Source organism: Streptomyces sp. NBC_00122, from assembly GCF_045160845.1.
GTDB lineage: Bacteria > Actinomycetota > Actinomycetes > Streptomycetales > Streptomycetaceae > Streptomyces.
On the sequence record NZ_CP108191.1, the window covers coordinates 2312501 to 2328947 of the forward strand.

13 protein-coding genes are annotated in these 16447 nt (G+C 73.0%); 2 read left to right on the plus strand and 11 right to left on the minus strand.

Annotated features, from left to right (window positions below; all coding sequences use genetic code 11):
* Positions 1–466 precede the first annotated feature (466 nt).
* On the minus strand, positions 467–1474 hold the full coding sequence (locus tag OG737_RS10885; RefSeq protein WP_328925998.1) for a stage II sporulation protein M: 1008 nt from the start codon (positions 1472–1474) through the stop codon (positions 467–469).
* A gap of 111 nt (positions 1475–1585) precedes the next feature.
* Here OG737_RS10885 and OG737_RS10890 point away from each other — a divergent pair, with 111 nt between their 5' ends.
* Positions 1586–2509 carry an RDD family protein gene (locus tag OG737_RS10890; protein WP_405679851.1) on the plus strand — a complete coding sequence of 308 codons (924 nt, stop codon included), beginning with the start codon at positions 1586–1588 and terminating at the stop codon, positions 2507–2509.
* 3 nt (positions 2510–2512) lie between these two features.
* Here the strand turns inward: OG737_RS10890 and OG737_RS10895 are convergent, their stop codons facing one another.
* The 8 genes from OG737_RS10895 to OG737_RS10930 form a co-directional block, all read right to left on the minus strand.
* Positions 2513–3130 (minus strand): hypothetical protein, encoded by a 618-nt coding sequence (locus OG737_RS10895; protein ID WP_328926000.1) that lies wholly within the window; start codon positions 3128–3130, stop codon positions 2513–2515.
* Positions 3131–3207: 77 nt separating this feature from the next.
* Positions 3208–4644: an adenosylhomocysteinase gene (ahcY, locus tag OG737_RS10900; protein WP_328926001.1), complete on the minus strand. Its 1437-nt coding sequence runs from the start codon at positions 4642–4644 to the stop codon at positions 3208–3210.
* Positions 4645–4914: 270 nt separating this feature from the next.
* On the minus strand, positions 4915–5838 hold the full coding sequence (locus OG737_RS10905; protein WP_328926002.1) for a cation diffusion facilitator family transporter: 924 nt from the start codon (positions 5836–5838) through the stop codon (positions 4915–4917).
* A 72-nt stretch (positions 5839–5910) separates the two neighbouring features.
* On the minus strand, positions 5911–7068 hold the full coding sequence (gene manA, locus OG737_RS10910; RefSeq protein WP_328926003.1) for a mannose-6-phosphate isomerase, class I: 1158 nt from the start codon (positions 7066–7068) through the stop codon (positions 5911–5913).
* 37 nt (positions 7069–7105) lie between these two features.
* Positions 7106–8239: an SIS domain-containing protein gene (locus OG737_RS10915; protein WP_405921473.1), complete on the minus strand. Its 1134-nt coding sequence runs from the start codon at positions 8237–8239 to the stop codon at positions 7106–7108.
* A 69-nt stretch (positions 8240–8308) separates the two neighbouring features.
* On the minus strand, positions 8309–8494 hold the full coding sequence (locus OG737_RS10920) for a Trm112 family protein (RefSeq protein WP_037797711.1): 186 nt from the start codon (positions 8492–8494) through the stop codon (positions 8309–8311).
* Between the two features lie 230 nt (positions 8495–8724).
* Positions 8725–10095, minus strand: coding sequence for a phosphomannomutase/phosphoglucomutase (locus OG737_RS10925; RefSeq protein ID WP_405679850.1), 1371 nt, complete (start codon positions 10093–10095; stop codon positions 8725–8727).
* Between the two features lie 78 nt (positions 10096–10173).
* The gene (locus OG737_RS10930; protein ID WP_405921474.1) at positions 10174–10575 is read right to left on the minus strand and encodes a DUF3499 domain-containing protein; all 402 of its coding nucleotides are present in this window, start codon (positions 10573–10575) and stop codon (positions 10174–10176) included.
* 90 nt (positions 10576–10665) lie between these two features.
* On the opposite strand from OG737_RS10930, the gene OG737_RS10935 reads away from it, so the two are divergent.
* Positions 10666–11133, plus strand: a complete 468-nt coding sequence (locus OG737_RS10935) for a metallopeptidase family protein (protein ID WP_405679848.1) — start codon at positions 10666–10668, stop codon at positions 11131–11133.
* 93 nt (positions 11134–11226) lie between these two features.
* Here OG737_RS10935 and OG737_RS10940 read toward each other — a convergent pair whose 3' ends face one another.
* Positions 11227–12717 carry a DUF5719 family protein gene (locus tag OG737_RS10940; RefSeq protein WP_328926007.1) on the minus strand — a complete coding sequence of 497 codons (1491 nt, stop codon included), beginning with the start codon at positions 12715–12717 and terminating at the stop codon, positions 11227–11229.
* Positions 12714–16292: a glycosyltransferase family 2 protein gene (locus OG737_RS10945; RefSeq protein WP_405921475.1), complete on the minus strand. Its 3579-nt coding sequence runs from the start codon at positions 16290–16292 to the stop codon at positions 12714–12716. Before OG737_RS10945 ends, OG737_RS10940 begins: the two co-directional genes overlap by 4 nt.
* Positions 16293–16447 lie beyond the last annotated feature (155 nt).

Consider the following 16447-nt stretch of genomic DNA (forward strand, 5'->3'; position numbering starts at 1 on the left):
AACCTCATCCACCGAAGTGGACGGGGTATCAACTTCTGGCGTTGATTTTTGGCACGCTGTTGAGTTCTCAAGGAACGGACGCTTCCTTTGTACTCACCCTCTCGGGCTTTCCTCCGGGCTTTCGTTCTGTGTTCTTGCGTTTCCGACTCTATCAGACTCTTTCGTGTCCGACTTCCTCGGCGCTTTCCAGGTTCTACGCTTTCGCGCTTTCCCTTTCCGGCGATTCCGACTCTATCAGAAGTTCTCCACCGGATTTACCGGCTTCGGATTCCTGAATGAGGAGTCGACTGCGTCCCACCGGAATTCAATTCCTTGATTCCTCAGCAGGAGCGAGAGAGATTATAAACCGTCGCTGCCGGACCTGTCCAGCCCAGGCAACCGTTCAAATCTACCTCCCCGTCGCGGATGTGTCAACACCCGTTCCGGGACCTGTGGAGACTAGCAGCTCAGTGGGGTCCGGCGCACATCAGGCCGCCGTCGGGAGCGTCGCCGTGCGGTCGGCGGCCTCCACGTCGCCCGTCTCACCGGCGCGGGAGGCCCTGCCGCCCAGGATGTAGACGTAGAGCAGGAAGGCGGCCTCGGCCACGACGCCAATGGTGACGCGAGCCCAGGTGGGCAGGCCCGACGGGGTCACGAAGCCTTCGATCAGGCCCGAGACGAACAGGACCACGGCGAGGCCGATGGCCATGCCGAGGGCGGCGCGGCCCTGTTCGGCGAGGGCGGCGCGGCGGGTGCGGGGGCCCGGGTCGATGACCGTCCAGCCCAGGCGCAGGCCCGTGCCCGCGGCGACGAAGACCGCCGTCAGTTCGAGCAGGCCGTGGGGGAGGATCAGGCCGAGGAAGACGTCGAGTCGGCCGGCGGAGGCCATCAGGCCGAGCCCGACGCCGAGGTTGGCCATGTTCAGGAAGAGGATCCAGAGCACCGGGATCCCCAGGAACGCACCCAGCACCAGGCAGATCGCCGCCGCCTGGGCATTGTTCGTCCACACCTTCGCGGCGAAGGAGCTCGCCGGGTGGCTGGAGTAGTACGTCTCGTACTCGCCGCCCGGCTTCGTGAGGGCCTGGAGGTCTTCGGGGGCCGCGATGGCGCCCTGGACCTCGGGGTGCGTGGCGATCCACCAGCCGATGAGCACGCCGAGCGCCGTGGAGATCAGCGCGGTCGGTATCCACCAGCGGCGGCTGCGGTAGACCGCTGCCGGGAAGCCCACGGTGAAGAAGAGGACCGCGTCGCGCCAGCCGGCGCGGCGGGTGCCCGTCACCGTGGCACGGGCCCGCGCGACCAGCTGGGTCAGTCGGCCGGTGAGCATCGGGTCCGGGGCGCTGGACTGGACGAGGGACAGGTGGGTGGAGGTGCGCTGGTAGAGGGCGACGAGTTCGTCGGCCTCGGCGCCGGTGAGCTTGCGGCCGCGGCCCAGGAGCTGCTCCAGGCGGTCCCATTCCGCGCGGTGTGCCGTCACGAAGACGTCGAGATCCATCCGGTTGCCGCTCCCCTGCCCCAGTGCCCCTGCTTCTGCCTGTTCCTCGTGTGGTCAGCTTGGCAGACTGAATGACGATGGGGCGGGGCAGGTCACGTGAAAGGTGATGTGGTGAGCGATCTGGTGACGGGGGACGCGGTCGTCCTGGGGTTGAGGCCGGCGAGGGTGCCGAGCCGGGCGCTGGCGATCGTCCTCGACCTGGCCGTGTACATCGCCGGGTACCTGATCCTCTCGGTCGGCCTGACCGTCGCGACCGCCTCGCTGGACGACGCCGCGCAGGCGGCCGTAGGCGTGGCCGGTTTCGTGCTGCTGCTGGTCGGCGTACCGATCGCGGTGGAGACGCTCAGCCACGGACGGTCCCTGGGCAAGCTCGCGTGCGGGCTGCGGGTGGTGCGGGACGACGGCGGGCCGATCCGGTTCCGTCACGCGCTGGTGCGCGGGGCCATGGGGGTCGTCGAGCTGATCATGACCTTCGGCGCGGTGGCGTGCATCGCTTCGCTGGTGTCGGCGCGCGGCCGGCGGCTCGGGGACGTCTTCGCGGGGACCCTGGTGATCCGGGAGCGGGTGCCGGGGACGCGGGTGATGCCGGTGCCTCCGCCGCCGCCCTGGCTGGCCGGGCGGTTCTCCGGACTGGATCTGTCGGCGGTGCCGGACGGGCTGTGGCTGGCGATCCGCCAGTACCTGACGCGGATGAACCAGCTGGATCCGCAGGTGGGTGCGGCGATGGCGGCGCGGCTCGCGGACGACCTGGTGTCCCGTACGGGGGCGCCGCCGCCGGCCGGGATCCCGGCGGCCGCGTTCCTGATGGCCGTGGTGCACGAGCGGCAGTCGCGGGACGCGGCGCGGGCTTTCGCCCCGGTGCCCCCGCACGTTTCCGGGCCTGTGCCTGCCGCGATGCCCGGCGCAGTTCCCGCCGCGGTGCCCGTCCCTGTGACGACCCCTGTGGCCACCCCCGCCCCCCTGACGGCTCCGCCCGTCGTACCCGCCGCGCCCTCGGCGCCGCCGCGCGCCGGCGGGTTCGCGCCGCCCGCCTGAGGGTTACTGCTCGAAGGTCGAGGGCGGGGTCTCCAGGTGCTCCAGCTCGATGCCCGGGGCGGACAGGACCACGTCGCCGGCGATGTGGACGGTATGGACCTCGCCGGTGTCCAGGGCGCTGACCTGGTACTCGTCCACCAGGAGCGGGCCGCTGTCGGTGGGGTGCTCCTCGCGGCGCAGCAGGGCCCAGGCCTGGTCGACCGTACGCGGGGCCAGGACCGGGTCGGTGAGGGCGAGGAGACGTACGCGCGTGGCGGGGGCGCCCGGGGTCAGGCGCAGCAGGCGGGCCGTCGCGATCAGGAAGGCCGGTGAGGTGCCCGTGAAGCCGGGGGCCTGGACGTTGCCCTCGGTGGCCTCTGCGCCGGTGGGGTCGGTACGGACCCAGGTGACGCCGTCGATGGCGGCTCCGCGGACCTGCCAGCTGGAGGCGTTCACTTCGAGGCGGATGGGCCGGCCCAGTTCGTCGACGGCCAGGTCGACGGAGCCCCGGTGGTCGCCGTTGGGGGCCGTCAGCTGGGAGACGTAGCGCCAGCCGGAGGGGCCGGGGGCGCAGTGGAAGTGCTCCTCGCCGAGAGGGGTGTGGTCGTGCGGGTCGTGGAGGGAGTAGCGGCCGCGTGGCATGACGATCCTTGGGTACGGGGCAGGCCCCCGGCGGAGGTGCCGGGGGCCTGCCTGAGGTGCTGCGGATCCGCGGGAGATCAGTAGCGGTAGTGGTCCGGCTTGTACGGGCCCTCGACGGGGACGCCGATGTAGTCGGCCTGCTCCTGGCGCAGGGTGGTGAGCCTGACGCCGAGGGCGTCGAGGTGGAGGCGGGCGACCTTCTCGTCGAGGTGCTTGGGGAGCACGTAGACGTCGGTCGGGTACTCGGCCGGCTTGGTGAAGAGCTCGATCTGGGCCAGCGTCTGGTCCGCGAAGGAGTTCGACATCACGAAGGACGGGTGACCGGTCGCGTTGCCCAGGTTCAGCAGACGGCCCTCGGACAGCACGATCAGGACCTTGCCGTCGGGGAACTTCCACGTGTGGACCTGCGGCTTGACCTCGTCCTTCACGATGCCCTCGACCTTGGCCAGACCGGCCATGTCGATCTCGTTGTCGAAGTGGCCGATGTTGCCCACGATCGCCTGGTGCTTCATCTTGACCATGTCCGAGGCCATGATGATGTCCTTGTTGCCCGTGGTCGTGATGAAGATGTCCGCCGTCTCCACCACGTCGTCCAGCGTCGCGACCTGGTAGCCGTCCATCGCCGCCTGCAGCGCGCAGATCGGGTCGATCTCGGTGACGATGACACGCGCGCCCTGGCCGCGCAGCGACTCCGCGCAGCCCTTGCCGACGTCGCCGTAGCCGCAGACGACCGCGACCTTGCCGCCGATGAGGACGTCGGTGGCGCGGTTGATGCCGTCGATCAGCGAGTGGCGGCAGCCGTACTTGTTGTCGAACTTCGACTTGGTGACGGCGTCGTTCACGTTGATCGCCGGGAAGAGCAGCGTGCCCTCGTCCATCATCTCGTAGAGGCGGTGGACACCGGTGGTGGTCTCCTCGGTCACGCCGCGGATCTCGGACGCGAGCTGCGTCCACTTCTGCGGGGCTTCGCCGAGGGTGCGGTTCAGCAGGGTGAGGATGTGCGCGTACTCCTCGGAGTCCGCCGTGGACGGGTCCGGGGCCGCGCCGGCCTTCTCGAACTCGACGCCCTTGTGGACCAGCAGGGTGGCGTCACCACCGTCGTCGAGGATCATGTTCGGGCCGCCGGTGGGGGTGTTCGGCCAGGTCAGCGCCTGCTCCGTGCACCACCAGTACTCCTCCAGCGTCTCGCCCTTCCAGGCGAAGACGGGGACGCCCTGCGGGTTCTCCGGGGTGCCGTTCGGACCCACCGCGATGGCGGCGGCCGCGTGGTCCTGGGTGGAGAAGATGTTGCAGGAGGCCCAGCGGACGTCGGCGCCGAGGGCGACGAGGGTCTCGATGAGCACGGCCGTCTGCACGGTCATGTGCAGCGAGCCGGTGATGCGCGCCCCGGCCAGCGGCTGGGCGGCCGCGTACTCGGCGCGGATCGACATCAGGCCCGGCATCTCGTGCTCGGCCAGCGTGATCTCCTTGCGGCCGAACGCGGCAAGGGAAAGGTCTGCGACCTTGAAGTCCATGGGTGCTGCTCCTCATGGTTCGAGAGGGTGGGTACGGCTGAGCCGTGCGCCTGCCGTGCCTGAGCAGCGGGCGGCGCACCGAGCACAGTCCGTCGGGGGCCCTCTCTCCCCTCGGCCGGTCGCGAGACCGCCCGACCGCCATCAGCAGCGACGCCTGACACTGATGACGAATCTACACCGATCAACGCGGCGCGCCCCAGTCGGCCGAGGGGGAATGTACGAAGGCCCCCGCGGGCTGCTGCTCGCGGGGGGCCTTCGGTTGTCCGTGGGTTACTTGGCGGCGTCCGGACGGTAGATGTCCGGCTCCAGGTAGATCACGCGGGCGATCGGGACGGCCTCCCGAATGCGCGCCTCGGCGGCGTCGATCGCGTGCGCCACCTGGGTCGCGGTCTCGTCGTGCTCGACCGCGATCTTGGCCGCGACCAGCAGCTCCTCCGGGCCCAGGTGCAGGGTGCGCATGTGGATCAGGCGGGTGACGGTGACCCCGTCGACGAGCGCGGTCTTGATCTTCTCGATCTCTTCGGTGCCCGCGGCCTCACCGAGCAGCAGGGACTTGGTCTCGGCGGCCAGGATGATCGCGATGACGATCAGCAGGGTGCCGATGCACAGGGTGCCGATGCCGTCCCAGACGCCGTTCTCGGTGAGCAGGGCGAGGCCGACGCCGCCGAAGGCCAGGACCAGGCCGACCAGGGCCCCGAAGTCCTCCAGGAGGACGACGGGCAGCTCGGGGGCCTTGGCCCGCCGGATGAACTGGGTCCAGGTCTGGCGGCCGCGGAGCTCGTTCGACTCCTTGATCGCGGTGCGGAAGGAGAAGGACTCGGCGATGATCGCGAAGACGAGCACGCCGATCGGCCAGTACCAGTCCTCGATGGGGTGCGGGTGCTGGATCTTCTCGATGCCCTCGTAGATGGCGAACATGCCACCGACGGTGAAGAGCACGATGGAGACGAGGAAGGCGTAGATGTAGCGCTCGCGCCCGTACCCGAAGGGGTGCTGCGGCGTCGCCTCGCGCTGGGCCTTCTTTCCGCCCAGGAGCAGCAGCGCCTGGTTTCCGGAGTCGGCCAGCGAGTGGACGCTTTCCGCGAGCATCGACGAGGAGCCGCTGAAGACGAATGCCACGAATTTGGCCACAGCGATGGCGAGGTTGGCGGCGAGTGCCGCCACGATCGCCTTGGTACCGCCCGACGCGCTCATGGGTGCAGGGTGTCCTTCCTAGCCGCTGACTACCGGCCGCACATTGTTGCAGCTGGCACCGGGGACGCTACGTCAGACCAGCACGGTGGCCCGGAAGACGGTACCCGTTCCGGACAGTTCGGCCTTTTCGCCCACCGGTACGAAGACCGACTCGCCGGGGGCCAGGGCCAGTTCGCCGACCCGCGGTGAACCCGCCGTGCAGAGCAGGATCTGCGGGGTGTCCCCGGGGAGCACGCGGGAGGCCGCACCGGGCGCCAGGAGGAAGCGGGAGAGCCGGAATTCGTCGATGGGGGTCTCGTAGACCTCCTCGCCCTCGTCCTCCGGGCGCAGCAGGTGCGGGTCGCCCGATTCCAGCTTGACGATCTTCATCAGCTCCGGCACGTCCACGTGTTTGGGGGTGAGTCCCGCGCGCAGCACGTTGTCGGAGTTGGCCAGCAACTCGACGCCGAGGCCCTGGATGTAGGCGTGCGGGATGCCCGCGCCGAGGAACACCGCCTCGCCCGGCTGGAGTCGGAAGTAGTTGAGCAGCATGGCCGCGATGACGCCCGGGTCGCCGGGGAACTCGTGGGCCAGGGTGGCGTACGGGGCGTACGGGCCGCCCAGGCGCTCGGCGGCGGCCGCGACCTCGGTGACGGTGTGGGCCATCTCCTCGCGGTCCGCGGTCAGGACGGCGGTGAGCATCTCGCGCAGCGCGGCGTCCTCGGGGTGGGCCCGCAGCAGGTCGGCGTACGGCTTGAGCGAGTCGACCCCGAGGCCTTCGAGCAGATCGGCGGACTGCTGCGGCGGCCGGAAGCCGCACAGTCCGTCGAACGGGGTGAGCGCGCAGAGCATCTCGGGCTTGTGGTTGGGGTCCTTGTAGTTGCGGTGGCCCGCGTCCATCGGGATCCCGCGGCGCTCCTCGTCCTCGAAGCCGGCCCTGGCCTGGGCGAGGTCGGGGTGGACCTGGAGGGAGAGGGGGGCGCCCGCGGCGAGGATCTTGAGGAGGAAGGGCAGCCGGGGACCGAACTTGGCGACGACGGCGGCGCCCAGCTCGCCCTCGGGGTCGGCGGCGATGACCTCCGACAGAGCCGTCTCTCCGGCGCCGCGGTCGACGCGGGAGGGGGCGCCCGGGTGGGCTCCCATCCACATCTCGGCCTGGGGCTCACCGGTGGGTTCCACGCCGAGGAGCGTGGGGATGGCGGTGGTCGACCCCCAGGCGTAGGGGCGGATCGTGTTCGTCAGGCGGTCCATCGTCGTCTTCCTGGATAGAGCCGGGTACGGACGTACCTCAGCTGTGACCCGCGGAAGCCAACGCCAGGTAGGCGGTGGCGAAATCCGTGACGGCGAGGAGTTCGGCGAGCTGTTCCAGCTCCACGCCCTCCTCCGGTTCGAGTTCGCTGACGGCCGTGTCGTGGCTGAGGGCGAGCTCGCGTGCGGCGGGGGCGGCGGTGAGGCCGCCGGCCGGCCGGTCACGCAGCAGGACGACGCGGGCGCGCAGGGCCTGGGGCTCTTCGACGCGGTCACGGAAGAAGTCTTCGGGGTCGGCGCCGGCGGCGAAGGAGCCGGCGAGCAGGACGCCGTGGGCGGGGAGCGCCTCGGGGAGCGCCGCGGACAGGGCGGGACGGCCCGCGAGCTCGGCGAGGGTGGCGGCGAAGCGCCGTCCCGCCGGTCCGGCTCCGGCGCCCTCGCTCCAGATGAGGGGGAGGGAGTCGGCCAGCTCGGCCGCGAGGGTCTTGGCCGGGTTGGAGTAGGTGGCGATGGCGGGCCCGCAGCGCTCGGCGGTGCGGTCGAGCCGGTCGGCGACGAGCTGGAGGGTGTCGGGGGCGGCGGAGATCAGGCCGACCTTGTCGAGGAGCACCAGCAGCGGCGTCAGCAGGGCCCACAGGGCGCCGGGTCCGGCCGCGGCGGACTCGTCGTACTCCTGGTACGGGGCCTTGGCCATCGGTACGAGGAGTCCGTGCGCGCCGTCCACCGCCTCGCTCAGCGGTGAGCGCTCGGGGGCGACGGCGACGACGCTGCAGCCGCGCCGGTACGCCTGCTCGGCGAGGACGCCGAGCCCGGGCTCGGTGCCGTCGGTGGTGGCGATGAGCAGCAGGTCGACGGGGCCGGCCCAGCCGGGCAGGGCCCAGCGCAGGGCTCCGGCGGCGTGTGCGACGCCGGTGGGGTCCAGCCGGGTGACGGGCGCGGAGGCTCCGGCGAGGGCGCCGAGCAGGTCGGCGACGCCGGTGGCGGCCGTGCCGGGCCCGGCGATCAGAACGGAGCGTGGGCGGCCGTCCGGATGAAGGTCGCCCAGGCCCGCCTCGGCCGCGTGCCGGGCCGCGGTGCGGACCCTGGCCCCGGCTTCGGCGGCGCCACGGAGCAGGCCCCGTCGGTCGGCGCGGGCGAGATCGTCCGGTGCGTCGAGGAGCGACTCGTCGAGCATGGTGGCCTCCGGCTGTTGTGTGACGGAACCAGTCTGCGCGTCTCGTGGTGCGGAGGGGAGCGGCGCGGCCTAGGCGGGGCGGCGGGCCTCGTCCACGAGGAGCACGGGGATGCCGTCCCGGACCGGGTAGGCGAGGCCGCAGTCCTGGCCGGTGCAGATCAGCTCGGGTGCCGTCTCGTCGGCCGACTTGTCCTCGAGGGGCGAGTGGCAGGCGGGGCAGGCGAGGATCTCCAGAAGACCGGCTTCGAGCGGCATGGGGCGCGTTTCCCTTCGAACATGCGGATTGGGCGTGGTCAGCGTACCGCCGAGTCACCTCCGGTGCGGTGTTGTGCCGTCCGGAGGTGCCGCGAGGGCGGGTGTGGCGCCGCGGCCCGGGCTCCGCGGGGCGCGATCCCGGATCCCTGCCCCGGGGGGTGTCCCCGGGGGGGCCGGATGGCCTCGGCGCCGGGCAGGGCCGGATTCGCGCGGAGCGCGGTCCGGTCCCGTCAGGCCCGGATGAGGGACAGGACCTCGTCGCGGACCTTGGCGAGGGTGGCCGTGTCGCGGGCCTCGACGTTGAGGCGCAGGAGCGGCTCGGTGTTGGAGGCGCGGACGTTGAACCACCAGTCGGCGCCGGTGGCGGTCAGGCCGTCCAGCTCGTCGAGGGTGACCCCGTCGCGGCTGCCGTAGGCCTCCTTGACGGCGGCGAGGCGGGCGGCCTGGTCCGCGACGGTCGAGTTGATCTCGCCCGAGCCGGCGTAGCGGTCGTAGGAGGAGACCAGCTCGGACAGCGGGCCGTCCTGGCCGCCGAGGGCCGCGAGGACGTGGAGCGCGGCGAGCATGCCGGTGTCCGCGTTCCAGAAGTCCTTGAAGTAGTAGTGCGCGGAGTGCTCGCCGCCGAAGATGGCGCCGGTCTTGGCCATCTCCTCCTTGATGAAGGAGTGGCCGACGCGGGTGCGGACGGGGGTGCCGCCGTTCTCCCGGACGACCTCGGGGACGGACCACGAGGTGATCAGGTTGTGGATCACGGTGCCGGTGCCGCCGTTGCGGGCGAGCTCGCGGGCCGCGACGAGGGCGGTGATCGCGGACGGGGAGACGCCCTGGCCGCGCTCGTCGACGATGAAGCAGCGGTCGGCGTCGCCGTCGAAGGCGATGCCGAGGTCGGCGCCCTCGCCGAGGACGCGGGCCTGCAGGTCGACGACGTTCTTCGGGTCGAGGGGGTTGGCCTCGTGGTTGGGGAAGGTCCCGTCCAGCTCGAAGTACATCGGTACGAGGTCCAGCGGGAGGCCCTCGAAGACGGTCGGGACGGTGTGGCCGCCCATGCCGTTGCCCGCGTCGACGACGACCTTGAGGGGGCGGACGGCGGTGAGGTCGACCAGGCCCTTGAGGTGTGCGGCGTAGCCGGTGAGGGTGTCCTGCTCGGTGATCGTGCCGGGGACGGTGCCGGCCGCGACGGCGGGCGCGCCCTCGTCGGACCACTTCTCGACCAGTTCGCGGATCTGGGAGAGGCCGGTGTCCTGGCCGACCGGGGCGGCGCCCGCGCGGCACAGCTTGATGCCGTTGTACTTGGCCGGGTTGTGCGAGGCCGTGAACATCGCGCCGGGCAGGTTCAGGGAACCGGAGGCGTAGTAGAGCTGGTCGGTGGAGCACAGCCCGATGAGGGTCACGTCGACACCGCGGGCGGCGGCGCCGCGGGCGAAGGCGGCGGACAGGCCCGGGGAGGAGGGGCGCATGTCGTGGCCGATCACGATCGCCGTGGCGCCGGTGACCTCGACGAACGCGGCACCGAACAGCTCGGCCAGGGACTCGTCCCACTCGTCCGGTACGACGCCCCGTACGTCGTATGCCTTGACGATGTTCGAAAGATCTGCGGCCACTGCCTGCCCTCCTGAAGGTCCTGTGCGGTTTGGCAAACCTACCCTGCCCACTGCGCTGCTCTTCAGGCGATCGGAGTGTCAGGAATCGGGCGAACGAAGGACGCGCAGGTGTCCGCGGCGGGTCTCGCCCGTGGCCGGGCCCCTTTGGCCGGGACCTCCCCCGGAGTCCTTCCGGGCGGATCCCCAGGCCTCGGCGGCGCGCTCGGGCGGGCGAGCCGCCTCGCGTACGGCGTTGGCGAGGGCTTCGAGGTCGTCGCCGCTGGGGCGCGACGGCGCGGAGCCGTCGGACAGGCGGACGACTTCCCAGCCGCGCGGGGCGGTCAGGCGCTCGGAGTGCTCGGCGCACAGGTCGTAGCAGTGGGGTTCGGCGTAGGTGGCGAGCGGGCCGAGAACTGCGGTCGAATCGGCGTAGACGTACGTCAGTGTCGCGACGGCAGGGCGGCCGCACGCGGTGCGCGAACAACGACGTACAAGGCTCACGACGTTGGACGGTACCGCACTCTTGACCGGGCCGCGACGACTCTCCCGCCGCTCACTCCCCCGTGTCGTACCGGGAGATACCCTGCGGGGGTGACCGACAGCCCTCTGACTTCCCGTCCCGCAGAGCCCCCCGCCGAGCCTCGGCCGCGCCGGCGGGACCGGCACGGGCGCGGGATGCGCGGGCCGGTGGCGCCGCCGCAGGTGCCGCTGTCGGCGAGCCGGTCGGAGCTGTTCGGGGACCTCGTACGGGACTCCGTGGAGCGGCTGGAGCGGCGCTGGCCGCAGCTGGCCGAGGTGGAGTTCCTGGTCGGTGACGTGCCGGGGCCGTCGGGTGGCGCGGACGGCGGCTGGAATGACGAGGCGGTGCCGCTGGGCGCGGTCGCGGAGTCCCGCCAGGGCCGGCCGGCCCGGATCGTGGTCTTCCGCCGGCCGGTGGAGATCCGCACCAAGACGCGGGACGAGAAGGCGCTGCTGGTCCACGAGATCGTGGTGGAGCAGGTGGCGGAGCTGCTGGGACTCTCGCCGGAGACCGTGGACCCGCGCTACGGCCAGGACTGAGCGGCCTCGGGGAAGTAGGGCACGTCCCCGAGGCCGCTTGGGTCCTGCCGGGTCCTGTCGTAGCGCGGGGCCGGGCGGTCAGCGGGTCAGGGGTCAGCGGGTCAGGACCGACAGGTCCTGCGTCGCTCGGGGGACCGAGACCGTGGAGTGGTCGTCCGACAGGGTCTGGACGGTGAACATCGCGATGCCCTCGTGCGGGAGGGACAGGGTGCGGGCCGCGTGGACCGGGCCGCCGGAGAGGGTTTCGACGGTGAGGGCGTAGGAGCCTTTGGCGCCTGCCGGGGCCACGGCCACCGTCTGGGTGGTGCCCGCCTTGACGGTCACCTCCTGGGAGGACGCCTCCCCGCCGCCGGTGCCCGGCGAGGCCGTCACCTTGACCTTCGCGTCCTTGTCGCCCACCGCCGTCAGCGACAGGACGGTCGCGTTCTCCTCGGGCCGGTTGTCGGCCACGGTCGCCCGCGTGCCCACCGGCCCGGAGGCCGGGACGAAGCCCAGATCCTGCTTCGCGCCGGAGCCGCGCACCACCCGTACCGCCGCGACCAGCGGGGCGGCCTTCTTGGCGTCCACCGGCGTCAGCAGCAGTGAGCCCGGCTCGCCGCGGGTCACGTCCTTGAGGTCCACGCTCGCCGTCATACCGGCCTTGACGTGCAGTTGTTCGTTGCCCGCCGGGGTGATGGTGCCGCCGGGCCCGGCCAGCCGGATCTTCACGTCCGCGTCGTCCTCGCCGGGTACGAAGGCGACCAGCCTGACGGAGGCGGCGTCGGCCGGGATGCCCGGCAGGACGAGGGAGCCCGCCGGGTCGGTGGCGGCGGGCAGCCAGTCGGCGCCCACGCCTTCCTCGCCGACCTGCACGGAGGCGCCGACCCGGCCTGCCCGGGTCGTCACGTGGGCGGTGGCGTCCGCGAGCTGCGCCCCCGGGATCAGGGAGGAGAGCAGGACGGACTTGCTGGACTTGGGGTCGATGCGGATGTTCTCGCTGGTGCCCGCGTCGGGCTTGGCCACGCCGTCCGGGCCGAAGAGCTTGATGTCGACGACGGCGGCGGCGTCGTCGGGGTTGGTGAGGTGTACGTAGTCCTCGCGTCCCTTGGCGGTGCTCACCGCGGGGAACCAGAAGTCGGTGCCGGGAGCGGTGCAGCCGGCGCCGAGGACGCCCCGGGCCCGGCCGACGGAGACCTTGGTGGTCAGCTGCGCGGTCCAGCCGGGGGCGAGGATCCCGTCGGCGCTGCCGGTGAGCGCGGGGGCGTCGGCGCCGGAGGCGGTGGCCCCGAAGGGCTTGCCCGCCTCCTTGGGCTCCAGCACCGGCTTGGCGTCCTTGGTGGCGCCGAGCAGCCGGGCCGAGCCCTTGCCCTCGGCGGATCCGGCCGAGCCGGGGGTGAACGCCGTGTACGTGGTGTCCGCGATGTCCGAGGAGCTCGGCGCCGGGCAGACCAGCAGGGACCGCTCCACCGGCATCCGGGCGGCGGCCGCGGCCTTGCCGTCGGCCGCGGTGCCCTCGGCGGCGGGGGCCGTGAGGGCGGCGACGGCGGTGAGGGCGGCCAGCGCCGCGGTCACGGCCGCGAGCGTCAGGGGTGCGCGCTGCTTCACTGCTGGGGGCTCCCGTCCGGACGCGGGTCGTACTGTCCGTAGGTGTCGTACGGGTAGGGGTACTGCTGCTGGTCCGGGTCCTGGACCGGCTGCTGTTGCTGCGGGAACGGGTACTGCTCGTACCCCGGCGCCTGACCGTACGGCTGCGCCTGCGGCTCGTAGGCGTAGCCGCCCTGGTCCGGGTGGGGCTGGTAGGCGTACGCGTCCTGCCCGTACGCCTCTTCGCCGTACACCGGCTGCGCCGGGATGTCCGCGTACGGGTCGGCGGCCACGGCGGCCTCGACCGGTACGGGGGCGGGCGCGGCCTGTTCGCGCAGGCGGCGGGCGCGGCGGCCCTCGCCGGCCTCGCCCGGGCCGGGCTGGGCGGGGATCACGGCCTCTTCCTCGGGCAGGTCGTCGTCGAGCCGTTCGCGGCGGCCGGGCAGGGCCATGACGAGCAGGACCAGGGCGAGGACGCCCTGCGCCCAGTGCCAGACGGTGCGCACGAGGGAGTGCTCGTGGACGAGGTCGAGGCGGCCGGCGTCGGCGGGCAGTTCGAAGCCCTGTGCCCAGCCGTCGAGGGTCTTCGGCTTGAGGGGCTTGCCGTCGAGGGTGGCCCGCCAGCCGGAGTCGGCGCGGTCGGCGATGCGCAGCACGCGGCCCGCCTCACCGGCCGGGATCTTGCCGTGGGCCTCGACGGGACCGGCGGCGACCGGGATCGGGGCCTCGCCCTGCTTGCCGGAGACGATGACGGCGCGCGGCAGCCAGGGCTCGACGCCCCAGAGCGCGGTGCCGTCCTGCTGGTGGCGCCGGCTGAGCCCCGGGGTGGCGTCGAGGACGCGGCGGATGTCCTCGGGTCCGCCGGGGCGGAACATGACGAAGCGGATGGCGTAGGCGCTGAGCTGGCTGGACTGGTCGGCGCCGGAGCCGGCGACGAGGTTGGAGACGACCTTGTCGAGGCGGGGGTCGCTGCCGGTGCGGGCGGCGGTCTCGGCGTCGCCGAGGCGGCCGCCGGAGCCGCGGACGAGGCTGTAGGAGACGGTGGCGGGCTGGTCCACGGCGAGGATCAGGGTGCGGGTCTGGTTGTCGTCACCGCCCGCCTCGGCGACGAAGGCGGGCACCTGCACCGGGTCGCGGCGCTGGAGCGGGCCGTCGGCTCCGGCGATGAGCCAGCCGGCCGCGGTGAGGAGCGGTCCGGCGGCGGCGGTGAGGGCGATGAGCGCGGCCAGCGGCTGGCGCCAGCCGAAGTTGCGGGCGGCGACCCGCTCCCTGGCGCCGTCCGCGCCGAGCGCGGCGGCCACCAGCAGGGCGAGCCCGTAGACGAGGGTGGCGGGTCCGGCCCAGGCGGTCCGGTTGAGGAGGACGGCGAGGAGCAGCCCTGCGAGGGCGGTGGCCCAGGCGGCGCGGACGGCGAACCGCCGGTCGGTCCGCAGCAGGGCGCCCAGGGCGGCGAGGACGATGCCGAGCAGCAGCACGCCGCCGGTGGTGCCGGGGCCGCCGGGGCTGGTACCGAGCAGGTCCAGGGCGGAGGCGGAGCCGGCTCCGTAGGGCAGTCCGGCTTCGTGCAGCAGGCTGCCGGGGTGTGTGAACAGGCCCAGCGACCAGGGGGCGAGCACGAGGACGGGGACGGCGAGGCCGGCGATCAGCCGCGGTCCGTACGTCTTCCACTGCGCTCGGCGCATGACCAGCGCGGCGGCCCCGAGGGCGGCGGCGAGCGGCCACACGACGGGGGTGAAGGCGGTGGCCACGGTCAGCAGGAGGGTGTACGTCCACACCGCGCGCCAGCTCGTCCGCTCCCCGTCGGCTGCGCCGAGGGCGAAGGCGGCGACGGCGGAGCGGGCGATCAGCGGGAGCAGGACGGCGAGCACGGCGGTGCCGAGGCGGCCGCCGGCGAGGGCTCCGGTGACGGCGGGGAGGAAGGCGTAGGCGACGGCGGCCCAGGCGCGCAGCAGCCGGGAGGCGACGAGCGGCCGGGAGGCGAAGTACGCGGTGAGTCCGGCGAGCGGGACCGAGCCGACGAGCAGCAGGGTCAGGGCGGCCTGGGTGGAGCCGAAGAGCAGGGTGGCGAGGGCGCCGAGGACGGCGATGTACGGGGGTGCGGCGGCGGTGGAGCCGGTGGAGACGGGCTGCCAGCCGTCGGTGTAGGCACGCCAGAGATCGAAGCCGCCGTCGGGGGCGGGGAGCAGGGCGCCGCCCATGAGGGAGCCGCCGCCGATGAGGGAGCGGCAGGCTGCGAGGGAGACGAGCAGGAGGAGGCCGAAGAGGACGGGCGCGGGGTTGCGGGCGATCCGCTTGAGGCGCGCGAACCGCTCGGTGTCCCGGAAGTCGTCCTCGCCGGGCGCGTTGAGGATGCTGCCGCCGCCGTGCCGGCCGGCGGGGGCGGCCTCGGAGTCGCGGCCGTCGGCGAAGTAGCCGGCGAGCTGTTCGGCGTTGGCCCGCAGGGAGGCGCCCGGCGGGGGGAAGAGCGGGCGCAGGTCCGCGGCGGGGACGACGGGTCGGCGGCGGCGCTTGCGGGCGGCGAGGATCCGGCCCGGGCGGAGCAGGGTTGCCAGGAGGCCGGTGAACTCGTCGACGGCCTGGCCGGGGGCCTTGCCGATGAGGTAGGCGAGGGTGCGCAGCACGGTGCCGAGCAGGACGCGCAGCAGGACGTAGGGCAGGGCGCGGCCGGAGCTGTTGGCGAGCATCGTGTAGACGGCGCCGGCCTTGTCGACGCGGTGCGGGCTCGCGCTCGTACGGCCCGCGCAGTCGACGGTGCGGCGTTCGCGGGCGGAGGCCTCGGCGTGGCGCATGACGGCGTCGGGGGCGACGAGGACGGTGTGGCCGGCGCTCTGGGCGCGCCAGCAGAGGTCGACGTCGTCGCGCATCAGGGGCAGGCGTCTGTCGAAGCCGCCGAGCTCGTCGTAGACGTCGCGGCGCACCAGCATGCCCGCCGTGGAGACGGACAGGACGGGGCGGACCTGGTCGTGCTGGCCCTGGTCCTGTTCGCGGCGGTCGAGTCCGGTCCAGCGGCGGCCGCTGCGGGCGATGGTGACGCCGGCTTCGAGGAGCTGCTTCTTGTCGTACCAGCCGCGCAGCTTGGGGCCGATGACGGCGGCGTCGGGGTTCTCCTCGGCGACGCGGAGCAGCTCGGTGAGGGCGTCGGGCTCGGGCGCGCTGTCGTCGTGCAGGAGCCAGAGCCACTGGACGGGTTCGCCGTGGGGGAGGTCGGGCAGGTCGTACGCGTCGTCGCGCCAGGTGCGGCTGACGGGGTCCCAGCCGCTGGGGCGCTTGAGGTACGGGAGGTCCTCGGGGGTCAGGGTGCCCGCGTTGCGGGCGGATTCGTCGACGGCGGTGCCGAATCCGGTGCGGCGGGCGAGGTGCAGGACGCGGTCGTCGCCGAACGCCTCGGTGAGCAGCCGCGCGGAGTCGTCGGCGCTGCCGGTGTCGGCGGCGACGTGGTTCTGCGCGGGGCGTTCCTGGCCGAGGAGGCCGGCGAGTGTCCGGGGCAGCCAGCGGGCGCCGTCGTGGGCGACGAGGACCGCGGTGACGACGTGCCGGGGGAACTCGGGTGTGGCGGGGGCCTGGTAAGAGGCCGTCGACTGGCTGTGCGGGGACATCGCGCTACTGGCCCTCCGGCCTGGGGGTCCTCCCGGACGGAGTCCGGGGGGAGGGTCCGGGGGTGGTGTGCCCTCGGAGGCTGCTGGACAGCGCCACACTAACGGCTGGAAAAGCGACGGTCCGCCTCCTGCGGGGAAGGTGCAGGAGGCGGACC